The organism is Bacillus sp. AK128 (assembly GCF_053903075.1).
In genome coordinates this window covers 4,418,199-4,440,473 of record NZ_CP096379.1, presented here as the reverse complement: position 1 = coordinate 4,440,473, position 22,275 = coordinate 4,418,199, and the positions used below count along the sequence as shown (strand labels likewise).

Here is a 22,275-nt window from a genome sequence, read left to right as displayed (position 1 = left end):
ACTATTGAGCGAAGAACAATCAAAAATACCACAAGCTACGGCTAAACGTTTACCGTTATATTATCGTTTTTTAAAGAATTTATATTTATCAGGAAAACAAAGGGTCTCATCGGCTGAACTAAGTGAAGCAGTGAAGGTGGATTCGGCAACGATTCGCCGAGATTTTTCTTATTTTGGGGCACTTGGAAAAAAGGGATACGGTTATAATATCCAGTATTTATTAACCTTCTTTCGAAAAACACTCGATCAAGATGAATTAACGAAGGTCATGTTAATCGGTGTAGGGAATTTAGGGACTGCCTTTTTGAATTATAACTTCCTTAAAAATAATAGTACCAAAATTGAAATGGCATTTGACGTGGAAGAGACGCTTGTTGGTAGTGAAATTGGTGGTGTACCCATTTTCCATTTAGATGAGCTGGAAGAACGGATTGGCCCAGACGTATCGGTTGCGATTTTAACCGTTCCGGCTTCGGTTGCTCAACCGATCACAGATCGCCTTGTTGCAAAAGGAATAAAAGGAATCTTAAATTTCACGCCTGCACGACTGAACGTTCCAGATACGGTGAGAATTCATCATATTGATTTGTCGATCGAATTACAATCTTTAATCTACTTTTTAAAAACATATCCACTTGACTAAAAGGAGGTGATGGGTGTGCCAAACGTTGGAATTGGAAGCCTATTATTAATCGTATTCGTAGCACTATTAATTTTTGGACCAAGAAAGCTGCCTGAACTAGGTAAGGCTGCAGGTAATACATTACGTGAATTCAAAAATGCAACAAAAGGTTTAGCAGATGATGATGATGATGACGACAAGAAAAAAGAAGGTAACAAGTAAGGTAAGGATGAGATATGATGAGTCATCAAAATGAAATGTCTGTCTATGATCATATCGGTGAATTAAGAAAACGACTGATTATCGTAGTCGTTTTCTTCATGTTTGCAATGGTAGGGAGCTTCTTTTTAGCCGAACCTCTTATTGTCTATTTACAGAATGCCGATGAAGCTAAAGAGCTAACAATGAATGCCTTTAGACTGACAGACCCTATTAAAGTATATATGGAATTTGCGTTTATTATCGCGTTTATTATGACCTTCCCGATTATTTTATTTCAGCTTTGGGCATTTATTAGTCCAGGTTTATATGAAAAGGAAAGAAGAGTCACTTTAAGCTATATTCCGATCTCCTTATTCTTATTTCTTGCCGGAATTTCTTTTTCCTACTTCATTTTATTTCCGTTTGTAGTGGACTTTATGACAAGGCTGTCTGAACGGTTGCATATTGAACAAGTGATTGGAATTAACGAATACTTTGAATTCCTCGTTCAATTAACTTTCCCGTTTGGATTATTGTTTCAGCTCCCAGTGGTGATTATGTTCTTAACACGTTTAGGGATTGTGACTCCAATCTTTTTGTCAAAGGTACGAAAATATGCTTATTTCATTTTATTAGTCATTGGGGCTTTCATTACCCCACCAGAACTACTATCACATATGATGGTGACGATCCCGTTATTTATTTTATATGAGATCAGCATTCTTATTTCAAGAAGTGCATATAGAAAGAGAATGATGGCAGAAGCCGAGATGAATAAGGGAGAATAAAAAATAAGACTCAGCAACCTGAGTCTTATTTTTTTATTTGTTTTATTTTCTTATTTAACGCAAACATTCTGATTCCTACACCGAAATCGAATGTTGCGACAACAATGAGGAGAATGGTAGGGAAGCTCCATATATCCTCTGTTTTACTTTGAATGGCCAAAACCGTAAAAATAATCCCCATTCCAAAGTATAGAATGCCCATTAAAAAGGGTGATGTTCGCATATTACTTAAAGCCTCCAATTACATAAAGTGAATCCAAATCATATGAATCATAGCTTGCATGGACTCAACCTGCTCTTGATATTCCTCAATCTTGTCCTTAAACACGACCTGAACTAGTACAACAAAGGTATTCATCGCAACATGTGCGATAATTGGTACAATGATTCGGTTGGTTCTTACATATAAAAATGCAAACGTAAAGCCCATTGCAGAATATATTAACAGGTGTTTGAAATCCATATGTACCATTGCGAAGATAACTGAGCTTAAAAGTGCAGCTATAAAAAAGTTATATCTTTTATATAATGTGCCAAATAATATTTTTCTAAAGATAATCTCCTCTAAGATTGGACCAATTATAGAAGTTACTACAATAAATAGTGGGGTAGTTAAAGCAATCTCAACAAGAAATTCAGTGTTTTCCGAGCCCAACTCAATACCAAAGACTCTATTTTCAATCGTGCCTGCTATTCCTTGAGCAAATAATGCCATAAATACTCCGGCAAAGGACCAGAATACTGCAATAGGTATCGAACTCCGATCTTCTCGGGTAGTAATCCTCATATCCTCACGTAGGAGGAATAGTATGATAACTAGAGCGGTAAAAAAACTAAAGATTAGCCAGTAGGCAACAGCTACTTCTCTTTGGGCGATTCCGAGCTGTACTAGTAATGGAACTCCTAATAAACTAGAAAACTGCATGATAATATACGTTAGAACTACATAAAAATGCCGTTTCTCCAATGTTAATTCTCCTTTTAGCTTACATTTCCCAACCGTATTGTATCATATAATTACATTTACTAAATAACGATACCACTTGGTGGGATGAATGGGTGATTGGAAGGCTCATAAAAGAAACTAAAGAAAATGAAGTAATTATTTATTTAAGCGCTGCTCTAAGTATTCTACATATTGTATGTTAAAGGTTTAAAATATAGTAGAAAGGTTATCTAGAATAAGTGGCAATTGACATGTAAAGAATAGATTTTTAGGCATAGTATGAGCCTTTCTTTAATAAGAAATTTGTCGGAATTTCACACTAGAATTTTTTAAAAAATAAGTTCGAAATACTTGCATTACAGATGGAGTTTCATTATTATAATAATTGTGTTAGCACTCATTATATTCGAGTGCTAATAAAAGACTAAAATACACTATTATTTAGAGGAGGTTGTTTCACTTGTTAAAGCCATTAGGAGATCGCGTAATTATTGAGCTTGTTGAGTCTGAAGAAAAAACTGCTAGCGGTATCGTACTACCAGATTCTGCTAAGGAAAAGCCTCAAGAAGGAAGAGTTGTAGCAGTTGGTACAGGACGTGTACTAGATAACGGTGAGCGTGTTGCTCTAGAAGTATCTACTGGTGATCGTATCATCTTCTCAAAATATTCAGGTACTGAAGTTAAGTATGAAGGTAATGAATATTTAGTACTTCGTGAAAATGACATTTTAGCTGTTATTGGATAATACCTATACTTAGAACAAGCAAGAACGTTAATTTGGCATATAGCTAAGTTTTCCATACTTAAAATTGATAAATTTCAAGGAGGTAACTGACATGGCAAAAGAAATTAAATTTAGTGAAGAAGCTCGCCGCTCAATGCTTCGTGGAGTAGATACTCTAGCAAATGCAGTAAAAGTAACTCTTGGACCAAAAGGACGTAACGTGGTTCTAGAAAAGAAGTTCGGTTCACCACTTATTACTAACGATGGTGTAACAATCGCAAAAGAAATTGAATTAGAAGATGCATTCGAAAACATGGGTGCAAAGCTAGTCGCTGAAGTTGCTAGCAAAACAAATGATGTTGCTGGTGACGGTACAACAACTGCTACAGTTCTTGCTCAAGCAATGATCCGTGAAGGTCTAAAGAACGTAACTGCTGGTGCAAATCCAGTTGGCGTTCGTAAAGGTATTGAAAAGGCTGTTGTAGCTGCTGTTGAAGAGCTTAAAGCTATTTCAAAGCCAATTGAAGGTAAATCTTCAATCGCACAAGTTGCTGCAATCTCTGCTGCTGATGAAGAAGTAGGTCAATTGATTGCTGAAGCAATGGAGCGCGTTGGTAACGACGGAGTTATCACAATCGAAGAATCTAAGGGCTTCACAACTGAATTAGAAGTAGTAGAAGGTATGCAGTTCGATCGTGGATATGCTTCACCTTATATGGTAACTGATTCAGATAAGATGGAAGCAATCCTTGAAAATCCATATATCTTAATCACTGATAAGAAGATTACAAATATCCAAGAAATCTTACCAGTATTAGAGCAAGTTGTACAACAAGGTAAGCCACTATTATTAGTTGCTGAAGATGTTGAAGGTGAAGCTCTAGCTACTCTTGTAGTTAACAAGCTTCGTGGAACTTTCAATGCAGTAGCTGTTAAGGCTCCTGGATTTGGTGACCGTCGTAAAGCTATGCTTGAAGACATCGCAGTACTTACTGGTGGTGAAGTAATCACTGAAGATTTAGGATTAGATCTTAAGTCTGCAAACATTACTCAATTAGGACGCGCTACAAAGGTTGTTGTAACAAAAGAAAATACAACAATCGTTGAAGGTAACGGAGATGCAGCTAATATTGCAGCTCGCGTGAAGCAAATCCGTGCTCAATTAGAAGAAACTACTTCTGAATTTGACAAAGAAAAATTACAAGAGCGTCTTGCTAAGTTAGCGGGTGGAGTTGCAGTAATCAAAGTTGGTGCTGCTACTGAAACTGAACTTAAAGAGCGTAAGCTACGTATTGAAGATGCACTTAACTCAACACGTGCTGCTGTAGAAGAAGGAATCGTTTCTGGTGGTGGTACTGCACTAGTTAACGTATACAATAAAGTATCTTCACTAGAGGCTGTTGGTGATGAGCAAACTGGTATCAACATCGTGCTTCGTGCATTAGAAGAGCCAGTTCGTCAAATCGCACACAATGCTGGTCTTGAAGGATCTGTAATTGTTGAGCGTTTAAAGCGCGAACCTGTAGGCGTTGGTTACAATGCTGCTACTGGTGAGTGGGTAAATATGTTTGAAGCTGGTATCGTTGACCCAACTAAGGTTACTCGTTATGCACTTCAAAACGCAGCATCTGTTTCAGCTATGTTCTTAACAACTGAAGCAGTAGTAGCGGACATCCCTGAAGAAAATGCTGGCGGAATGCCAGACATGGGCGGAATGGGTGGAATGGGCGGCATGATGTAATCTGCCCCTTGAACCCTTGATATGACTGGGGTTTGTAGTAAGATGAGAGTGGTTTGCTAACATTTTGCTAACATTGAGGTAAATGAACGGAGGCCTCTCAAAAGTTCACTGGACTTTTGAGAGGCTTCTTTTTTTATTTCTTCAGTATCATGAAGATGCACATTTTTCGTAAGGAGATCATTGGTGGTTTCATATAATTTGCTTATCTGTCTTATAACGAAGATGTTATTGTCATGAATGTAAAGGTAAAGATAAAGATAAAGATAAATAGTTACTTGTAACCCACCCCTTCCATAAGGTACGATTTACAATATAACGTACGAATAGGAGAAGGTTATGGACTACAAGAACTATGTGCTGGCTAATTCAGTAGGTTTCCAAATTACAGATACAGCTAGATTGGTAACAAATCGACTAAACTTAAACTTTAGAAATAACGATTATCCGGTTACACATGAACAATGGTCAATTATGATCCGTTTATGGGAAGAGGATGGATTAACCCAAAATAAGCTTGCTATCTTAACTAAAAGGGATCAACCTAGTGTCTCAAGATTAGTAGATAACCTTGAAAAAGGTGGATTAGTAACTAGAATGCCACATCCTATTGATAAAAGAACAAACTTAATCTTTTTAACGTCAAAAGGTAAGAAACTGCAAGTTGGATTAATTGAGCAGGCCATAAAGACGATAGATGAAATTTCTGAAGGTATTGATCCAGAAGAAATGTTAATATTTTTGAAGGTTCTAAGTAAGGTAAATAATAATTTAAGTTAAGCTTGATAAACACCTAACCAGCATGCAAGAAGCGAGGTTAGGTGTTTTTTTACTCTTAAAGTACTTGTATAAACAAGTATAATCCAAAAAACTAAAAGAAATGTAAGCAGGATAAGTGTCTTTTAAGGAATATATTTACTTGTTATTACAAATATTTCTATAGTTGATATTGACACTCATTATCAATAGGTAGTAAGATAGTACTTGTGAAACTCTGATAATCATTATCAATTAAATAGAAACGATTGAAAAACCCCCTAAATTTTTCTTTATTTTATTTCGGTTGATAATGATTATAACTTTTATTAATAAAAGTAAAATTAAGTAAAAATTGTAGTTGATAATTTTTTAATATCTGCTATAATTCAAAATGTAGTTGAAAATGATAATCATTATCATTGTTTTATGTTAAAGCTGTGCACTATGTTAAATAGAGAAAATCGTATTTAAATTGGCATAAGATAAAACATGATAGTCAGGTTTATCAGTTTAGTAAGGTTTTAGATTTTAAAAATTTATAATACATAAGGGAAGAGGATGAGAAATGGGGAAGTTTAAATTAACGATCATTATGGCACTTTTTGTTTTATTGTTAGCGGCGTGTGGAAGCTCGAATGAAGTATCTAGTGAACCTGAAGTTGAATCTGAAACTACTGGAGGATCAGAAACTAGTGAGGAATCAGAGGAATCGACTGAACCTACAACAGTTGAAATCACTGATGCTCATGGAACGGTTACAATTCCTGTAAACCCTAAAAATGTAGTTGCTTTAGATAATAGAACATTTGAAACTTTAGCTGCTTGGGATATTGAGTTAGCTGCTGTTCCAAAAGCGGTTATGTTATCGGATTCACCATATGTAACGGATGAAAACGTTCAAGATATTGGGAATCACCGTGAACCAAACCTTGAAATTTTAGCTGCTGCAAACCCTGAACTTGTCATTGTTGGTCAAAGATTCTCAGGATATTATGAAGATATTAAAAAATTAGTACCAAATGCAGTTGTTATTGATTTAAATGTTGATGTTTCTGAGGAAGCTACTGCGCCAGGAGAAAATTTAGTGAATGGATTTAAAGAAACGACACTTACTCTTGGGAAAATTTTCGATAAAAATGAAGAAGCTGAACAATTGGTAGCTGAACTAGATCAAGCGATCGAAAAAGCTAAGTCTGCTTATAATGGGACAGACACAATCATGAGTGTGATTGTTTCTGGTGGAGATATTGGTTTTTCAGCTCCTCACTCTGGACGTGTATTTGGACCACTGTATGACATTTTTGGTTGGACTCCAGCATTAGAAGTTGACGCTACATCTACAGACCACCAAGGTGATGAAATTTCAGTAGAAGCCATCGCACAAAGCAATCCTGATTGGATCCTCGTTTTAGACCGTGATGCGCCAATTTCTGGAATAGCAGCAGATGAAAAAGTCCCTGCTCAGGATGTAATTGATAATTCACCTGCTCTTCAAAACACAACAGCTGTTTCTGAAGGACAGATCGTATATGCGCCAATTGATACTTACCTAAATGAATCAATTCAAACTTTTATTGAGTTATTTGAAAACATTGCCGATTCTTTAGCTAAGTAGGGTAAAGGAGTTTGACATAGTGCAGAAAAATATGATCGCCGGGATTGAGAGAAATTCTCAATCCCGGTTTTATAACCAAAACAAAATATGGACAATACCTTTTATAACAGCGATTATTGTTGTTGTTAGTTTAGGAATTATTTCACTGTTTACTGGGGTTTATGATATACGAGGACAAGAAGATGGAATGGAAATGTTTTTTATCACTCGTGTTCCCAGAACAGTTGCACTCATGCTGACTGGAGCTGCTTTGGCAATGACTGGGCTCGTCATGCAGCTTATTACCCAAAATCGTTTAGTGGAACCTACCACAACAGGTACGACTGAATGGGCAGGTTTGGGTCTTCTTTGTGTTTATTTATTATTTCCTGCACCCACTTTAGTGCTTAGAATGACGGGTGCAATCATTTTTTCTTTTATAGGAACAATGATTTTCTTTTTATTTATTAGAAGGGTTAGACTCCGTTCCTCTCTAATTGTCCCAATTATTGGTTTGATGCTTGGTGCCGTCATTTCTGCAGTTTCTACTTTTATGGGCCTCTTTTTTCAAATGTCACAAGTAATTGAAGGCTGGTTTGTAGGTTCTTTTTCTTCTGTTCAAGTTGGAAGATATGAATATTTATGGATTATTGTGATCGTGACGATTCTAATTTTTATTTACGCAAATAGATTGACTTTAGCTGGTCTAGGAGAAGATATTGCAACCAGTCTTGGAGTAAACTATAACACTCTTATTCTACTGGCTAACGGACTTATTGCTGTTGCTATTGGAATCGTTTCGGCTGTTATTGGAAACTTGCCTTTTCTAGGATTAATTGTCCCAAATATTGTATCAATGTTTAGAGGGGATGATTTGCGAAGTAATTTGCCGTGGGTATGTTTGATTGGAATGGGTACGATTACTCTTTGTGACATCATTTCCAGGACGATTATTATGCCTTTTGAAGTTCCTGTCTCTTTAATCCTTGGATCAGTAGGTTCTGTCGTATTTATTACGATCTTATTGAGACAAAGAAAACCAAGGAGGAGGCTAAGATGAACGCTTTAGAATATAGAAAAAATGATAATGTTAAAATTGATTTTAATCTGCACAATGAAAAGAGATCAGCTAGCGCTTTTCGTACTAAGAAAGACGAGAGACGCTATTGGATCTTGCTCATTACATTGACTGCATTAGGCCTTCTTTTTGCTTGTGGCCTTTTAGTTTATAACAATCCAGTTCCAGTAGATTCACCTTCATTTATTCCAGTGGTTGAAAGAAGGATTGTAGCTGTTGTTGCCATGTTTATTGCTGCAATCTGTCACAGCTTGTCAACGGTTGCTTTTCAATCGATTACGAATAATAGGATTATCACGCCTTCTCTACTAGGCTTCGAATCACTTTACTCAACCATTCAAACTGGTACCATGTATATATTTGGTGCTACTGCATTGGTGAGTTTTAGTGGTATTGGACCATTTTTTCTTCAAGTTGGTCTTATGGTCTTAATAAGCTTGATGCTTTATGGATGGTTGCTTTCCGGGAAATATGGAAATTTACAGCTTGTCCTTTTGATTGGAATTATTATGGGAACTGGGCTGAGTACTCTGTCAGCTTTTATGAGGAAACTCCTTTCGCCATCTGAATTTGACCTTTTGCAGACAAGATTGATTGGTTCTGTCAATAATGCGGATTCAGAATATTTTCCAGTTGTTCTTCCAATGATCATCATTTTAGCGCTATTACTTTTTGTTTTTTCCAAGAAATTAAATATATTGTCACTTGGGAAAGATGTCTCTACTACCTTCGGCGTTAAATACCAACCTAATATTATATATGCACTTGTATTAGTTACTATTTTGATGGCAATTTCGACGGCTTTAGTTGGACCTCTAACTTTTTTTGGATTTTTAGTAGCCATTTTGAGTTATCAAGCGGCGCCGACTTATGATCACAGATATATTTTTCCAATGGCTCTTGCTATAGGGTTCTTTGTCCTAACAAGTGCATACTTTTTAATGTATCATGTATTCAATGCTCAAGCTGTTTCTGTTTTCATTGAACTGTTTGGTGGAATCGTATTTTTAATTGTCATTTTAAGGAAGAGGTCTCTATGATAAAAATTGATAATGCTAGAAAGATGTATACGGATGATGTGAAAATTGGACCTTTGGATATTGAAATACCAAAGGCTGGTTTTACTTCTTTAATTGGACCTAACGGTGCTGGAAAGTCTACGACGCTTTTGATGATTGGAAGACTTTTAAATATGGATGAAGGTCAAATTATGATAGCGAATATGGATGTTACTTCTACTAAATCAAATGACTTAGCGAAAATTGTAACCATATTGCGTCAGGAAAATCATTTTGTAACGAGGCTTACTGTAAGGCAACTAGCTGGATTTGGACGTTTCCCATATTCAAAGGGGAGATTAACAAAAGAAGATGAAGAGATTATTTCTAAATATATTGACTTTTTAGACTTGACTAATCTAGAGGATCGATATTTAGATGAGCTTTCAGGCGGTCAAAGACAAAGAGCATATGTGGCAATGGTTTTATGCCAAGAGACTGAATATGTGCTATTGGATGAGCCTCTAAACAATCTAGATGTTGCTCGTTCTGTTCAAATGATGGAGTACCTGAGACATGTTGCTAATGAATTTGGAAGAACGATTCTGACCGTTATGCATGATATAAATTTTGCAGCTAAATATTCTGATCGAATTTGTGCAATGAAGGATGGACAAATTGCTGCATTTGGAACAGTTAAAGAAATTATGGTTCCAGAACTTTTGACAGATATTTTTGAAACGAAAATTGAAATTATTGAAGGTCCTTATGGTCCTATAGCTGTTTATTAGTTTTCTAGTTTTACAAAACAGAGCTTTTCTCAAAGAAAATACTCTAGAAGTCTAATAGATAAGTAGTTTATTTACTGTTGTTTGCACAGATCATGATAGTTATTACTTTTGCAGTGGGTAGAAGTTTCAATCGCCTATTTGGTACTTTCTAAGGCTACATATAATTGAGGAGGATTTATAATGCAAATATATTGGACTAAAATTAATAAGATTATTCAAGAAACGTCTGAAATTAGAACATACCTGCTCGATCGTCCACAGGATTTTACATGGGAAGAAGGTTCTCATACTCACTTCGCACTTGAGGGCTTTAATGTCGGAGATAAACCAAATCGTAGCCTGATTCGCCATATGTCAATCTCCACTTTACCCCATGAAGATGCGATTGGAATCACAACACGCATCAAAGAGCAATGTTCTGAGTTTAAAACGATATTAAAAAATCTTAAAGTCGGCGATGAAGTTGCAATATTTAAAACCCATTCAAATGTACCGCTGAAAAGAGAAGGGAAGAATGTCTATCTGTTGTCATCAGGTGTCGGCTTAGCAACTTTTAGACCGCTTGTACTTGATTATTTTAAACGAGCTGAAAACGTGAATAAAATTCATTCTTTAAACATCGATTCCTCAAAAGAATTCTTATTTAAAGATGTTTTTGTATTAGCACCTGATAAAAAGTTTACATCACAGTTTGTTGATAACCGTAAAGACTATTATGAAGAAGTGAAAAATCTTGCTACAGATAACGATGGAATTTACTATGTTGTCGGCAGTGATGAATTCCTCAAACAGAATATTGAAGTGCTGCTTGAGCAGGGCATCAAGGCGGAACAGATTATGCTTGATAAGCATGAACAACACTTGAATGATTTTTTATCATTTGATTTGTCCAAAAATGCTTGAAGCTGAGTTATTGTAATTCCATTTTTTTCGAAGTAATATAAGGCTTCTCATTCGTTGATAACGACAATGAGAAGCCTTTTTAATTCTCCTTATGCATAGATAGTTTGGTAACTAGTTGTTATTCATGATCAGGAGGAGAAGTTTTTTCATGAATGGACGAAATATTTGACTCTAGCAAGCTAGAAATAACACTTAGCTATACTTATAAAAATAAAACAGTTGTCAAAAAATGAAACATACCATAAACTATCGATGTATTGATATATTTTCTGTGATTAATAACTACATATTGTGCATTACCAATAAATATGGTGTTTAAGTAGACTTAATAGGGAATCTGGTGAGAATCCAGAACTGTCCCCGCAACTGTATGTGCAGACGAAATAAGTGTATCCACTGTCAATATGATGGGAAGGACTTATAGTAGGTTGAAGCACAAGTCAGGAGACCTGCCATCTTTATATCGTATTATCTTCTTCGGGAGTTGGGAAGGTAGAATGAAGGTATATTAATAGTGGGGAATCCGACTTTTTTTCCATGTTTAATTGTATCGTGTAATTCTACTAAATCCATTACTCAAGAAGTAATGGATTTTTATGTTCTAAATTTTAGATTAAAGGAAAGAAGGGAAATGATGATCGAATTATCTACTAATGTGTCACGTACTATTCAAACAAAGCTTGTATTACCCCCTGATACGAACCATATGGGCACGATTTTTGGTGGGACTGTTTTAGCATATATTGATGAAATAGCTGCAATTGCGGCAATGAAGCATAGTAAAAACGTTGTTGTTACTGCTTCTATAGATACTGTGAATTTTATAAGCTCTGCAAGAGTTGGAGATATTTTAACGTTAGAAGGTTTTGTCACTTCTACAGGAAGAACTTCTATGGAGGTATTTGTAAAAGTAGAGTGCGAAAAGTATAGGACAGGAGAAAAGAATTTAACAACTACATCCATTCTAACAATGGTTGCTATTAATGAAGATGGTAAACCAGTTCCTGTTCCAGGGGTTAGACCTGAAACAGAAGTAGAGAGACAGTTATTCATGAATGCCAAAAAGCGAAAAGAGCAAAGAATAAAAAAAGCAAATCTTACGGGCAGTGTGGATGAAATTTAATCCATTAGCTAAATTTATAAACGAATGTGTTAAAGCGGGGAATATAGGTGATGTTTTAGAGTTGGAGCTAGTTTCCGTGTTTCATCCCCAAGAAGAGAAAGGGTTAATAACCCTAAATGATAGAGTCTAAAGGAATGGGATATTGTCGGTATTTCTCAATAATATTAATATAAAAGGATACTGCCACCTTATAACGGGTATAACAAAAAGAGTCATGCTATTTGCAAAGACTCTTTTTAGTTTTTTCAATAAAGTGTAAAAGAATTTAAATAAAGAACAATCATATATAAGAGAAATCCATCTATAGTTAGAATGAAGATATGTTAGGTAAATGATATCAATCTATAAAAGATTCCTATCCTAAAGGAGGCATGAACAATATGAGCCAGTTTTTTATGAAAACATCTAAAGAAGTCTTAGAAGAACTAAAGGTTACCGAAAAAGGATTAGTTTCAGCTGATGTAGAAAAACGCCGTGAACAATATGGCTATAATGAGTTAGCTGAAGGAAAAAGGAAAACAGCCATTGCGGTTTTTCTCGAACAGTTTAAGGATTTTCTTGTCCTTATTCTAATTGCAGCAGCCATTATCTCAGCTTTTTTAGGAAAATTTGAAAGTACGATTGTCATCCTGGTCGTGGTTATCATCAATGCCATTTTAGGAACTGTTCAGCATCTTAAAGCAGAACAGAGTTTAAATAGTTTAAAAGCATTGTCTTCGCCAACTGCAAAGGTCTTAAGAGATGGGCAAAAGGTTGAGATTCCTTCTAGGGAATTACTTGTTGGTGATATTCTATTTCTTGATGCAGGTGATTTTGTAAGTGCAGATGGGCGGATTATTGAAAACCACAGTCTACAAATAAATGAAAGCTCTTTAACAGGGGAGTCATTAAGTGTTGAGAAGGACACTAGCCCAATTGCTGAAAAGGATGTCCCTATTGGTGATCGAATAAATATGGTTTTCTCTGGTAGTTTTGTTACATATGGTCGTGGTGTTGTCGTAGTAACTAACACCGGTATGAACACAGAGATTGGAAGGATTGCAGACTTACTAGAGTCAGCTAAGGAGAAAAAGACTCCGCTTCAGGAAAGTCTTGATCAATTTGGAAAAAGGCTTGCGGTTATTATCATAGCAATTGCCATTATAATTTTTGCTATTGATATCATAAGAGGGAATGAGATTGCGGATTCGTTCATGTTTGCCGTAGCACTTGCAGTTGCGGCGATACCTGAGGCACTGAGCTCGATTGTAACGATTGTTTTAGCTTTTGGAACGCAGAAAATGGCAAAAGAAAATGCAATCATGCGAAAGCTTCATGCGGTAGAAAGTCTAGGAAGTATCTCTGTCATCTGTTCTGATAAAACAGGTACATTAACTCAAAACAAGATGACTGTCCAAAAATTATATCTAAATCAACAGGTAATTGAGCATGATCAGCTACAACTGGAAAATCCGATTCAAAAAAGAGCCCTAATTATGTCCCTACTTTGTAATGATTCTGTGACCACTGATAAAAAAGAAATTGGCGATCCAACTGAGATTGCATTAGTTGACCTAGGTGAGAAGTACCAACTAGATGAACTTAGGGTTAGAGACGAGTACTCAAGGATTAAGGAATTGCCTTTTGATTCAGATCGAAAAATGATGAGCACAATTAACCATTATGAAGGCAAAAATTTGATGATTACAAAAGGGGCATTGGATGTCCTTCTCTCAAGAGTATCAAGGTATGAGACGTCTGATGGAGTCATTGATTTTACAGAAAAACATAAACTTGAAATAGAAAGAGTCAATAAGGAATTCTCAATGAGCGGTTTGCGAGTTCTTGGGCTTGCCTATAAGGAAGTGGAAGAAGGTAAAACGATTAGTTTTGAAGATGAGAATGACCTAACATTTGTAGGATTAATTTCGATGATGGATCCTCCAAGAGAAGAGTCGGCTGGAGCTGTTGCTTCTTGTATCGAGGCAGGTATTAAGCCGGTTATGATTACTGGAGACCATAAGATTACCGCTTCAGCAATTGCCAAGCAAATTGGGATTCTAAAGAATGATACCGAAGCAGTAGAAGGAGCGGAAATTGAGAAATGGAGTGACCAAGAACTTAAAGAAAAGGTTGCTAACATCTCGGTCTATGCTAGGGTGTCTCCAGAACATAAGATTAGAATTGTCAAAGCATGGCAGGAAAAAGGAAATGTTGTGGCAATGACCGGAGACGGTGTAAATGATGGACCTGCATTGAAACAGGCTGACGTTGGTATTGCAATGGGGATAACAGGAACAGAGGTTGCCAAAGAAGCTTCTTCTATGGTTCTGACCGATGATAACTTTTCCACCATTGTAAAAGCAATTTCAAATGGTAGAAGTATCTATGCTAACATTCAAAATTCCATTAAATTTTTATTAGCGGGAAATACTGGTGGAGTTTTGGCTGTTCTTTACGCTTCCATACTTGCGTTACCAGTACCATTTGCGGCTGTACATTTACTTTTTATAAACCTTCTGACGGATAGTTTACCAGCCATAGCGATTGGCCTAGAACCCCATAACAAAAACATTATGAAGGAAAAGCCTAGAGATATTAATATTCCACTTTTGAATAAATCTTTTGCTAAGCGGGTTTCTGTTGAAGGTGTAATCATCGCGGTCTCAACCTTACTTGCCTTTCACATTGGCTTATCAACAGGAGATGCGATGGTAGCTAGTACAATGGCCTTTGCTACATTATGCTTAGCCAGACTATTTCATGGATTTAACTCTAGAAGTAGTCAGTCATTATTTAAAATAGGTGTCTTTTCGAATAAGTATCTATGGTACGCCGTCATCATCGGAGTAATATTGCTACACGTGGTTTTATTAACACCGACACTAATGGGTGTATTTGAAGTTGCAAGCCTGAATGCTGCACAATTTGGAACCATTTATATGTTGTCTATAATTCCACTTGTTGTGATTCAGTTGTACAGAATTATATCTTCAAGTAGATAAGTAAATAGAGCCCTGGGATAAAATATAAAAAAGCTAATCTCTTCTTAAACAAGGGTTAGCTTTTTAATAGGGGTTTAATGATATCCAAAAGCAGGAAGCGCCGATTAATACGCTTTCTGCTTTTGTTTGTTGTATTAGTTATATGGTGGACCACAGCTAATAGCTCTTTGTAATGTGCAAGAGTACCTAGGATAACAAAAGGAGTAATTACTTAAGAAGCCTGAAGAATATATAAGGGAATTGAATCGCATTACGGTTTACAAAAAAAAAGCACTGTGTTATATTAATTTTATTAATTATGTTAAGAAAAAATTTAACAAAGTTAACAAACATGAAAATAATCACTGTTGATTGAAGTTGAGGCCTATGTTAATTGAGAAAAAACTAAGGTTGCGATTCACATTTTTTTAGGTTATTTGGTAGATACATAGAGCTGATATCGAACCTAAACCACTAATCGGTTTAGGTGAATCATAAATAAGAAACTAGCAAACTGTAAAACCGGTATCCTTTATTAATGTAGAGTTTTAAATCCTATACCGGATTATTCATTAATTTGAACATTTACATCCTAGGGAGGTTATTAAGATGAAAGAAACATATGATATTGTAGTTATAGGTGGCGGTAGTGCGGGTTCAGTACTAGGCAATCGTCTAAGTGAAGATGGAACACGAACTGTTCTTGTATTAGAGGCAGGACGAAAGGATTTTTCATGGGATTTATTGATCCAAATGCCGGCAGCTTTGCCGTTTCCTGCAGGGAAAGCATTATACGATTGGAGATACGAATCTGACCCGGAACCTTTTATGAACGGGCGTCGTATCAAGCATGCTAGAGGAAAGGTACTTGGTGGTTCGGGCTCAATTAATGGGATGATTTTTCAACGAGGGAATCCGTTGGACTATGAACGATGGGGAGCAGACTCAGGTATGGAAACATGGGATTTTGCTCACTGTCTCCCGTATTTTAAGCGCATGGAAAATGCTTTAGCTTCAGATGCCCAAGATGAATTACGCGGTCACGATGGTCCTCTTAAATTGGAACGAGGACCTGCTACTAATCCTCTATTCCAAGCCTTCTTTGAATCAGCAGTCGAGGCAGGCTATTCACGTACGCCCGATGTGAACGGTTTCCGACAAGAGGGGTTCGGTCCGTTTGATAAGCATGTATACAAAGGGCAACGATTTGGACCATCACGGGCATATTTACATCCGGCTATGGAGCGTGAGAACCTCACTGTGAAAACTCGTGCTTTTGTAACAAGCATCGATATCGATGGTAATAGAGCGAACGGTTTGACATATCGAAAAGACGGTAAAACTCATTATGTTACTGCGGGTGAAGTTATACTTGCTGGCGGTGCGATCAATACACCCCAGCTACTTCAATTGTCAGGTGTAGGTGATCCAGAACATCTGCGCTCAGTTGGAATTGAACCTAAAGTTAATCTTCCTGGTGTTGGAGAAAACCTTCAGGATCACCTCGAAGTCTATATACAACATGCTTGTCCATTACCTGTTTCAGAACAACCTAATTTAAATAAATTGAAGATGCCATGGATTGGGTTGCAATGGCTACTTGGACGTAAAGGTCCAGCAGCGACTAACCATTTCGAAGGTGGAGGATTCGTCCGTTCGAACGATGATGTTAAATATCCTAATCTGATGTTTCATTTCCTTCCGGTTGCAGTTCGATATGATGGAAAGAAGGCCGACACTGCTCATGGATTCCAGGTTCACGTCGGACCAATGTATTCCGATGCTCGTGGGAAATTGAAGATTCGTTCAAGTGATCCTACCCAGCACCCAAGTATGGTTTTCAATTATCTTTCTACTGAACAGGACCGCCGTGAGTGGATTGAAGCAATAAAAGTTTCTCGGGAAATTCTGTCTCAATCTGCTATGGCACCTTATAATTCAGGAGAAATTTCACCAGGTCCTTCTGTTCGTACAGATAAGGAGATTTTGGAATGGGTAGCAAATGATGCCGAGACTGCGCTTCATCCGAGTTGTACGGCAAAAATGGGACCTGCATCAGACCCAATGGCAGTGGTAGACCCTCTAACCATGAAGGTCCATGGTCTCGACAATGTCCGAGTGGTAGATGCGTCTGCTATGCCTTATGTTACGAACGGGAATATCCATGCCCCTGTGTTGATGTTAGCAGAAAAGGCAGCGGATCTAATCCTTGGACGTAAACCGCTTGAACCTATCCATGCTGACTTTTACCGTCATGGAGTTCATCCGGCTGACGCAGGAACAATAAACGGGTAACTTATAATAAAATGAGAAGGCCTCTATCAAAAATGTATTTACTCTAAATAGTATACATAAGTGATTAGAGCCTTCTCTTTTTGGTGTGTAAGGGAATGAAACCTAGCTAAATTGAACTGGCCCATATTCGGTGCTGGGGATAGGCTTTGCTAGTGAAGTGAATTTAATTTGTTAATGAGCGAATTACTATGCTGATATTTTACCAATAAACTGCCTTGAACTTAATTAAGTATCCAAAGATAGTAAAATAAACGGAGATACCCCTGTTTAATTCGGAATGAAGCTCTTTTGAGGCTATATAAGGGGAAGGATTTCCGGTTATGCCAGCAACTCCTATATCATATTTTTTTTAAGTCTTAGGCGGAATCGCTCCGGCTATTTAGGCTAATTTTAATGGTATTTTCTATTTAAGCGGAGTTATTCCGCTTAATGATCAAATCGTGTGTTTATCTGATCTCCAAACGGATAATAGTAGGAAGCGAAAAAGCATGATGAAAATCACCATGCTTTTTACTACGTTATTTTGTACTGTTATTAATGCTTTTCACTTCAAAAGAGAACCGGGTAAGCTTTTTCGGCGTAGTCTTTATTTCACCCATTCATCAACTAATTCTTGATTTTCCTCAATCCATTTCTTAGCTCCGTCAAGAGGGTCTTCGGCAGTTTCAACGTAGTCAATAAGCTCTCCAATTTGGTCATCTTCCATCTTCCAATTTTTCAACCATTCACTTACTTCTGGATAATCATCTTCAAATCCAAGTCTTGTAGCATGGTGAATTTTTTCTACACCACCGAACGTATTTTGTGGATCTTCTAGGAATTTCAAATCATGCTTGGAGAATACCGAGTGAGGGCTCCATAGTGGTGCCACAATCGGTTCTTCATTGCTAACTGCTTTAGCAATCTCAGACAGCATTGCAGGCTCAGAGCTTGCTAGTAGTTCAAATTCAAGATTATAATCCTTGATTAATTGTTCTGTAACCTCCATCGTACCCGCACCAGGATCGAAACCGACAATCTCTCCATTAAACAGTTCTTTATTTGCATTTAAGTCTTCTACACTATTAACTTCTTCTAAATAGGTTGGAACGACAAGGCCTACTTTTGCTTGATCAAACCAAGTAGATTCTGAGAAATTGATACTATCTTGAAACTTTTCCAGATAAAGAGCATCTTGGACCGGTAACCACACTTCTAAACTAGCATCCAAATCGCCACTTTCTAAAGCCTTCATTGTAGCACCCATGTCCAATACAGTTAACTTTACGTTGTAACCTTTATCTTCTAGAATGGCTTTCCACATATTTGTAACTGCAATATTTTCTGCCCAGTTAATTTGACCAATCGTTATTTCTTCATCGCTTGCCTCAGATGCACTATTAGTTGATTCAGTCGTGCTTCCGCATGCTGTCAGAATGGTAACCATTAGTAATACTAAGATAAAACTAAGTTCTTTTTTCCATTTGTTCATGTAAAACTCCCCTTTATTTTTTATCTCTATGTTAAGTTAAAAATACCTTATAATATTTAATTAGTTAAGAATATTTTTAACGAAAACACCATACTAACCTATCCCTTATTTTAAAGAGATAAGTAAAGCATTTGATATGGTTAGTCTTAGCAACCTCTCTATACACTATCTAATAACTGCTTAATTAATCTTGCTGTTCCTTAGGTAAATACTCAAAGATTTTACCACTTTTTATACTTGCAACTAAGTCTTCCAACCAATGATAGTAGGTTTTAGATTCTTCTAATTGATCATAGAATCTTTTTGCTTCTGCCACAATTTCTGGCGTGCTAGTGGAGTCTTTAATGACATTTATAAAATCTTCTTGTGCTTCCTCAATTGCTTCCATGTTCGTTTTCACCTCTCGTTCCCACATCTGGCAATAAAATACCATAAAGGAACGGAAGAAGTTTTTCTCAGCTATATAGGTATGTTTTCTCGAACCGCGTGTAAATGTCTTTTTCACCATTTCGATTTCTTGAAGCTTACGGACACTAGTACTCATACTGGGTTTACTCATTTCGAGCTCCGTACGCATTTCATCAAGCGTCATCTGTTCTTTAAAGTACATGGTTGCATATAGGTTTGCGGCTGCTGGTGTTACACCATACAAGTCCATGGTTTCTGCGATAGCGCCAATGACTTTATCTTTGGCCTCTTCTATTTTAATTCTTGATCTTTCAGTAGAATCACTCATAAAGTAGCTCCTCCAATATAAAAGTAAAGCCTGTTAAATATTTTTTAAATCTTCTACACAAACTTTATGATACCGTGTTTAGATTAAATGTCAAATGAAAAAAGATAACCTAACCAGTTTAAAATGTGGAGTATCACAGTAGAATCAAGCATTCTAGTTAACTTAAATATTCTAAAGTATTGTAGTTACCCTTATTTTTGACAGTCTTAAAAAGACATGTTAATATTCTTATAATATTAAATAAATTTTTAACAAACTTAACTTTTGTTCATATTGGAGCTGATAAAATTGGGCATAAATCAAAAACAACAATACATTAATGGTGAATGGGTAAGTGCGATTTCGGGTAATACGCGTGATATTATCAATCCATTTAATCAAGAAGTGATTGCGACTGTTCCAGAAAGTGATGAATCAGATACTAAAACTGCAATTGCTGCAGCAAGAGTAGCATTTGACAAGGGAGACTGGTCTTCAACTCCGGCAACAGAACGAGGGAATATTGTTAGGAAAATTGCTGAATTAATAGAAAGAGATAAAGAAGAACTTGCTAGATTGGAATCTTTAGATACAGGTAAAACAGTAGAGGAAAGCCGCGCGGACATGGATGATATCGCTGGAGTATTCCGTTATTATGCAGATCTTGCAGATAAAGATGGTGGTGAACTGATTGCTTCACCTGTGCCAAATTCAATTAGTAAGGTCGTTCGTGAACCTGTAGGCGTATGCGGTCAAATTACTCCCTGGAATTATCCTTTACTACAAGCATCTTGGAAATTAGCTCCTGCCTTAGCTACAGGTAACACATTAGTTATGAAGCCAAGTGAAATTACACCACTTACTACCATAAAAGTATTCGAACTAATGGAAGAAGCAGGAATGCCTCCTGGTGTTGTAAACCTAGTACTTGGTGCCGGACATACAGTTGGTGCAGAACTAGCTAGCAACGTGGATGTAGATCTTATTTCCTTTACAGGTGGACTTGTTACGGGGAAGAAAATTATGCAAGCAGCTAGCAGCAATGTGAAGAAGCTTGCACTTGAGCTTGGTGGGAAAAACCCTAACATCATCTTTGCAGATGCTGATTTTGATACAGCCGTCGATCAAGCGTTAAACGGGGTGTTCTTCCATGCGGGACAAATTTGTTCAGCTGGTACAAGATTGATTGTAGAGGAAAGTATTCACGATGAGTTCGTTAACGCGCTTGTTGAAAGAGTGAAGAAATTTAAGCTTGGTAGCGGATTTGATGAAGATACTCAGATGGGTCCTCTTATTTCAGCAGAGCACCTTGCGAAAGTAGAAAAGTATGTAGAAGCAGGTATTAAAGAAGGTGCTACATTAGTAGTTGGGGGTAGCCGTCCTCTGGAGCCGGAACTACAAAAGGGCTTTTTCTTCTTACCGACGATTTTTACAGACTGCAAAACAGACATGAGCATTGTTCAAGAGGAAGCTTTTGGGCCAATAATCACGGTTGAGAAATTCCATACAGAAGAGGAAGCAGTCAAGCTAGCTAATGACTCAATCTACGGACTTGCTGGTGGTGTATGGACTAACGATATCGTAAAAGCAGAACGTTGTGTTGCCAAGATGCGCATGGGTACGGTTTGGATTAATGATTTCAATACGTATTTCCCACATGCGCCATGGGGTGGATTTAAACAATCGGGTATTGGACGCGAACTAGGGAAATTAGGTATAGAAGAATATACAGAAACCAAGCATATCTTCCATAACCTTCATCCTAAACCAATTAACTGGTTCTAGGTATTACTCTAAGCAAAAATATAATAAAGTTTGCTAACATTAACGATAATGACATAAGCCTCTCAAAGTTCACTTGAACTTTCGAGAGGCTTTTTTTCTTTCGTAAGGGGCCTACATATTATTAACAATAATTACATGATTAAAATTGTTTACGAATGATTGCTACTGGCAATAATTTATTAGTAGATTAAATTTAGGAGGAATCATAATGTCTGTAATCGGAACTAAAGTAAAACCATTCAAAGCACAAGCTTTTAAAAATGGAGATTTCTTAGAGGTATCTGAAGAAAACTTTAAAGGCCAATGGACCGTTCTTTGTTTCTATCCAGCGGATTTCACTTTTGTATGTCCAACCGAGCTTGAAGATCTTGAGAATGAATATTCAAATTTAAAAGAATTAGGGGCAGATGTATACTCTTGCTCAACAGATACTCACTTCACTCATAAAGCATGGCATGAAACATCAGAAGCAATTGGAAAAGTAACGTATACCATGATTGGTGATCCTTCCTTAACCCTTCCTAGTCACTTTGAAGTTTTACGTGTAGAGCAAGGACTTGCTGACCGCGGGACATTTATTATTGATCCAGATGGTGTAATCCAAGTTGCTGAAGTTCATGCAGAAGGCATTGGCCGTGACGCAAGTGGACTTATTGATAAGTTAAAAGCAGCACAGTATGTATATAAGAATCCTGGTGAAGTTTGTCCAGCAAAATGGAAAGAGGGAAGCGAAACTCTTAAGCCAAGTATCGATCTTGTAGGCAAAATTTAAGGAGTGTAA

General features: G+C 36.9%; 20 protein-coding genes and 1 riboswitch. Of the genes, 16 read left to right on the top strand and 4 right to left on the bottom strand.

Going from position 1 to position 22,275, the window contains the following annotated elements; genetic code table 11:
* Positions 1-4 precede the first annotated feature (4 nt).
* Genes M1D60_RS22135 through tatC form a run of 3 tightly spaced genes read left to right on the top strand, consistent with a single transcriptional unit; the run spans position 5 to position 1,611 of the window.
* Positions 5-643 (top strand): redox-sensing transcriptional repressor Rex, encoded by a 639-nt coding sequence (locus M1D60_RS22135; protein ID WP_456276965.1) that lies wholly within the window; start codon positions 5-7, stop codon positions 641-643.
* 9 nt (positions 644-652) lie between these two features.
* Positions 653-844 carry a twin-arginine translocase TatA/TatE family subunit gene (locus M1D60_RS22130; protein WP_456276964.1) on the top strand — a complete coding sequence of 64 codons (192 nt, stop codon included), beginning with the start codon at positions 653-655 and terminating at the stop codon, positions 842-844.
* A 17-nt stretch (positions 845-861) separates the two neighbouring features.
* Complete coding sequence (gene tatC / locus M1D60_RS22125) at positions 862-1,611, top strand: twin-arginine translocase subunit TatC (protein ID WP_456279520.1); 750 nt, start codon at positions 862-864, stop codon at positions 1,609-1,611.
* Positions 1,612-1,636: 25 nt separating this feature from the next.
* On the opposite strand, the gene M1D60_RS22120 is transcribed toward tatC, so the two are convergent.
* Positions 1,637-1,834: a YdiK family protein gene (locus tag M1D60_RS22120; protein WP_456276963.1), complete on the bottom strand. Its 198-nt coding sequence runs from the start codon at positions 1,832-1,834 to the stop codon at positions 1,637-1,639.
* Positions 1,835-1,852: 18 nt separating this feature from the next.
* Positions 1,853-2,578, bottom strand: a complete 726-nt coding sequence (locus tag M1D60_RS22115; protein ID WP_456276962.1) for a CPBP family intramembrane glutamic endopeptidase — start codon at positions 2,576-2,578, stop codon at positions 1,853-1,855.
* A gap of 439 nt (positions 2,579-3,017) precedes the next feature.
* Here M1D60_RS22115 and groES point away from each other — a divergent pair, with 439 nt between their 5' ends.
* From groES to betA, 11 genes are all read left to right on the top strand, one after another.
* Positions 3,018-3,302, top strand: coding sequence for a co-chaperone GroES (gene groES, locus M1D60_RS22110; protein ID WP_163181948.1), 285 nt, complete (start codon positions 3,018-3,020; stop codon positions 3,300-3,302).
* A 91-nt stretch (positions 3,303-3,393) separates the two neighbouring features.
* Positions 3,394-5,022 (top strand): chaperonin GroEL, encoded by a 1,629-nt coding sequence (groL, locus tag M1D60_RS22105; protein ID WP_456276961.1) that lies wholly within the window; start codon positions 3,394-3,396, stop codon positions 5,020-5,022.
* A gap of 336 nt (positions 5,023-5,358) precedes the next feature.
* Complete coding sequence (locus M1D60_RS22100) at positions 5,359-5,799, top strand: MarR family winged helix-turn-helix transcriptional regulator (protein ID WP_456276960.1); 441 nt, start codon at positions 5,359-5,361, stop codon at positions 5,797-5,799.
* Between the two features lie 544 nt (positions 5,800-6,343).
* On the top strand, positions 6,344-7,393 hold the full coding sequence (locus tag M1D60_RS22095; RefSeq protein WP_456276959.1) for a siderophore ABC transporter substrate-binding protein: 1,050 nt from the start codon (positions 6,344-6,346) through the stop codon (positions 7,391-7,393).
* A 19-nt stretch (positions 7,394-7,412) separates the two neighbouring features.
* Entirely contained in the window at positions 7,413-8,432 is a 1,020-nt protein-coding gene (locus M1D60_RS22090; protein ID WP_456276958.1) for an ABC transporter permease, read from the top strand.
* Positions 8,429-9,490, top strand: coding sequence for an iron chelate uptake ABC transporter family permease subunit (locus tag M1D60_RS22085; RefSeq protein ID WP_456276957.1), 1,062 nt, complete (start codon positions 8,429-8,431; stop codon positions 9,488-9,490). Before M1D60_RS22090 ends, M1D60_RS22085 begins: the two co-directional genes overlap by 4 nt.
* Complete coding sequence (locus M1D60_RS22080) at positions 9,487-10,239, top strand: iron ABC transporter ATP-binding protein (protein WP_456276956.1); 753 nt, start codon at positions 9,487-9,489, stop codon at positions 10,237-10,239. The genes M1D60_RS22085 and M1D60_RS22080 overlap by 4 nt, the downstream gene beginning before the upstream one ends.
* Positions 10,240-10,419: 180 nt before the next feature.
* Entirely contained in the window at positions 10,420-11,142 is a 723-nt protein-coding gene (locus M1D60_RS22075) for a dihydropteridine reductase (protein ID WP_456276955.1), read from the top strand.
* A gap of 292 nt (positions 11,143-11,434) precedes the next feature.
* Positions 11,435-11,613, top strand: a riboswitch (cobalamin riboswitch).
* Positions 11,614-11,773: 160 nt separating this feature from the next.
* Positions 11,774-12,265 (top strand): acyl-CoA thioesterase, encoded by a 492-nt coding sequence (locus M1D60_RS22070; protein ID WP_456276954.1) that lies wholly within the window; start codon positions 11,774-11,776, stop codon positions 12,263-12,265.
* Between the two features lie 380 nt (positions 12,266-12,645).
* Positions 12,646-15,249 (top strand): calcium-translocating P-type ATPase, PMCA-type, encoded by a 2,604-nt coding sequence (locus tag M1D60_RS22065; RefSeq protein WP_456276953.1) that lies wholly within the window; start codon positions 12,646-12,648, stop codon positions 15,247-15,249.
* A gap of 588 nt (positions 15,250-15,837) precedes the next feature.
* A complete protein-coding gene (gene betA, locus M1D60_RS22060) occupies positions 15,838-17,523 on the top strand; it encodes a choline dehydrogenase (RefSeq protein ID WP_456276952.1) in 1,686 nt (561 codons plus the stop codon).
* Positions 17,524-18,109: 586 nt separating this feature from the next.
* On the opposite strand, the gene M1D60_RS22055 is transcribed toward betA, so the two are convergent.
* Together M1D60_RS22055 and cudC are read right to left on the bottom strand one after the other, a co-directional pair.
* Entirely contained in the window at positions 18,110-18,994 is an 885-nt protein-coding gene (locus M1D60_RS22055) for a glycine betaine ABC transporter substrate-binding protein (protein WP_456276951.1), read from the bottom strand.
* 184 nt (positions 18,995-19,178) lie between these two features.
* Entirely contained in the window at positions 19,179-19,730 is a 552-nt protein-coding gene (gene cudC / locus M1D60_RS22050) for a choline uptake/conversion transcriptional regulator CudC (protein WP_456276950.1), read from the bottom strand.
* Between the two features lie 294 nt (positions 19,731-20,024).
* On the opposite strand from cudC, the gene betB reads away from it, so the two are divergent.
* Together betB and ahpC are read left to right on the top strand one after the other, a co-directional pair.
* Positions 20,025-21,494, top strand: coding sequence for a betaine-aldehyde dehydrogenase (betB, locus tag M1D60_RS22045; protein WP_456279519.1), 1,470 nt, complete (start codon positions 20,025-20,027; stop codon positions 21,492-21,494).
* 208 nt (positions 21,495-21,702) lie between these two features.
* Positions 21,703-22,266, top strand: a complete 564-nt coding sequence (ahpC, locus tag M1D60_RS22040) for an alkyl hydroperoxide reductase subunit C (protein ID WP_456276949.1) — start codon at positions 21,703-21,705, stop codon at positions 22,264-22,266.
* The last annotated feature ends 9 nt before the right edge of the window (positions 22,267-22,275 follow it).

Excerpts from the sequence above, each read along its gene's own strand:
- M1D60_RS22055 (WP_456276951.1), bottom strand. The coding sequence starts at position 18,994 with ATGAACAAATGGAAAAAAGAACTTAGTTTTATCTTAGTATTACTAATG.
- cudC (WP_456276950.1), bottom strand. The coding sequence starts at position 19,730 with ATGAGTGATTCTACTGAAAGATCAAGAATTAAAATAGAAGAGGCCAAA.
- tatC (WP_456279520.1), top strand. The coding sequence starts at position 862 with ATGAGTCATCAAAATGAAATGTCTGTCTATGATCATATCGGTGAATTA.
- M1D60_RS22085 (WP_456276957.1), top strand. The coding sequence starts at position 8,429 with ATGAACGCTTTAGAATATAGAAAAAATGATAATGTTAAAATTGATTTT.
- M1D60_RS22070 (WP_456276954.1), top strand. The coding sequence starts at position 11,774 with ATGATGATCGAATTATCTACTAATGTGTCACGTACTATTCAAACAAAG.
- ahpC (WP_456276949.1), top strand. The coding sequence starts at position 21,703 with ATGTCTGTAATCGGAACTAAAGTAAAACCATTCAAAGCACAAGCTTTT.
- betA (WP_456276952.1), top strand. The coding sequence starts at position 15,838 with ATGAAAGAAACATATGATATTGTAGTTATAGGTGGCGGTAGTGCGGGT.
- M1D60_RS22075 (WP_456276955.1), top strand. The coding sequence starts at position 10,420 with ATGCAAATATATTGGACTAAAATTAATAAGATTATTCAAGAAACGTCT.
- M1D60_RS22065 (WP_456276953.1), top strand. The coding sequence starts at position 12,646 with ATGAGCCAGTTTTTTATGAAAACATCTAAAGAAGTCTTAGAAGAACTA.
- M1D60_RS22095 (WP_456276959.1), top strand. The coding sequence starts at position 6,344 with ATGGGGAAGTTTAAATTAACGATCATTATGGCACTTTTTGTTTTATTG.
- M1D60_RS22120 (WP_456276963.1), bottom strand. The coding sequence starts at position 1,834 with ATGCGAACATCACCCTTTTTAATGGGCATTCTATACTTTGGAATGGGG.
- M1D60_RS22130 (WP_456276964.1), top strand. The coding sequence starts at position 653 with ATGGGTGTGCCAAACGTTGGAATTGGAAGCCTATTATTAATCGTATTC.
- M1D60_RS22100 (WP_456276960.1), top strand. The coding sequence starts at position 5,359 with ATGGACTACAAGAACTATGTGCTGGCTAATTCAGTAGGTTTCCAAATT.
- groL (WP_456276961.1), top strand. The coding sequence starts at position 3,394 with ATGGCAAAAGAAATTAAATTTAGTGAAGAAGCTCGCCGCTCAATGCTT.
- M1D60_RS22080 (WP_456276956.1), top strand. The coding sequence starts at position 9,487 with ATGATAAAAATTGATAATGCTAGAAAGATGTATACGGATGATGTGAAA.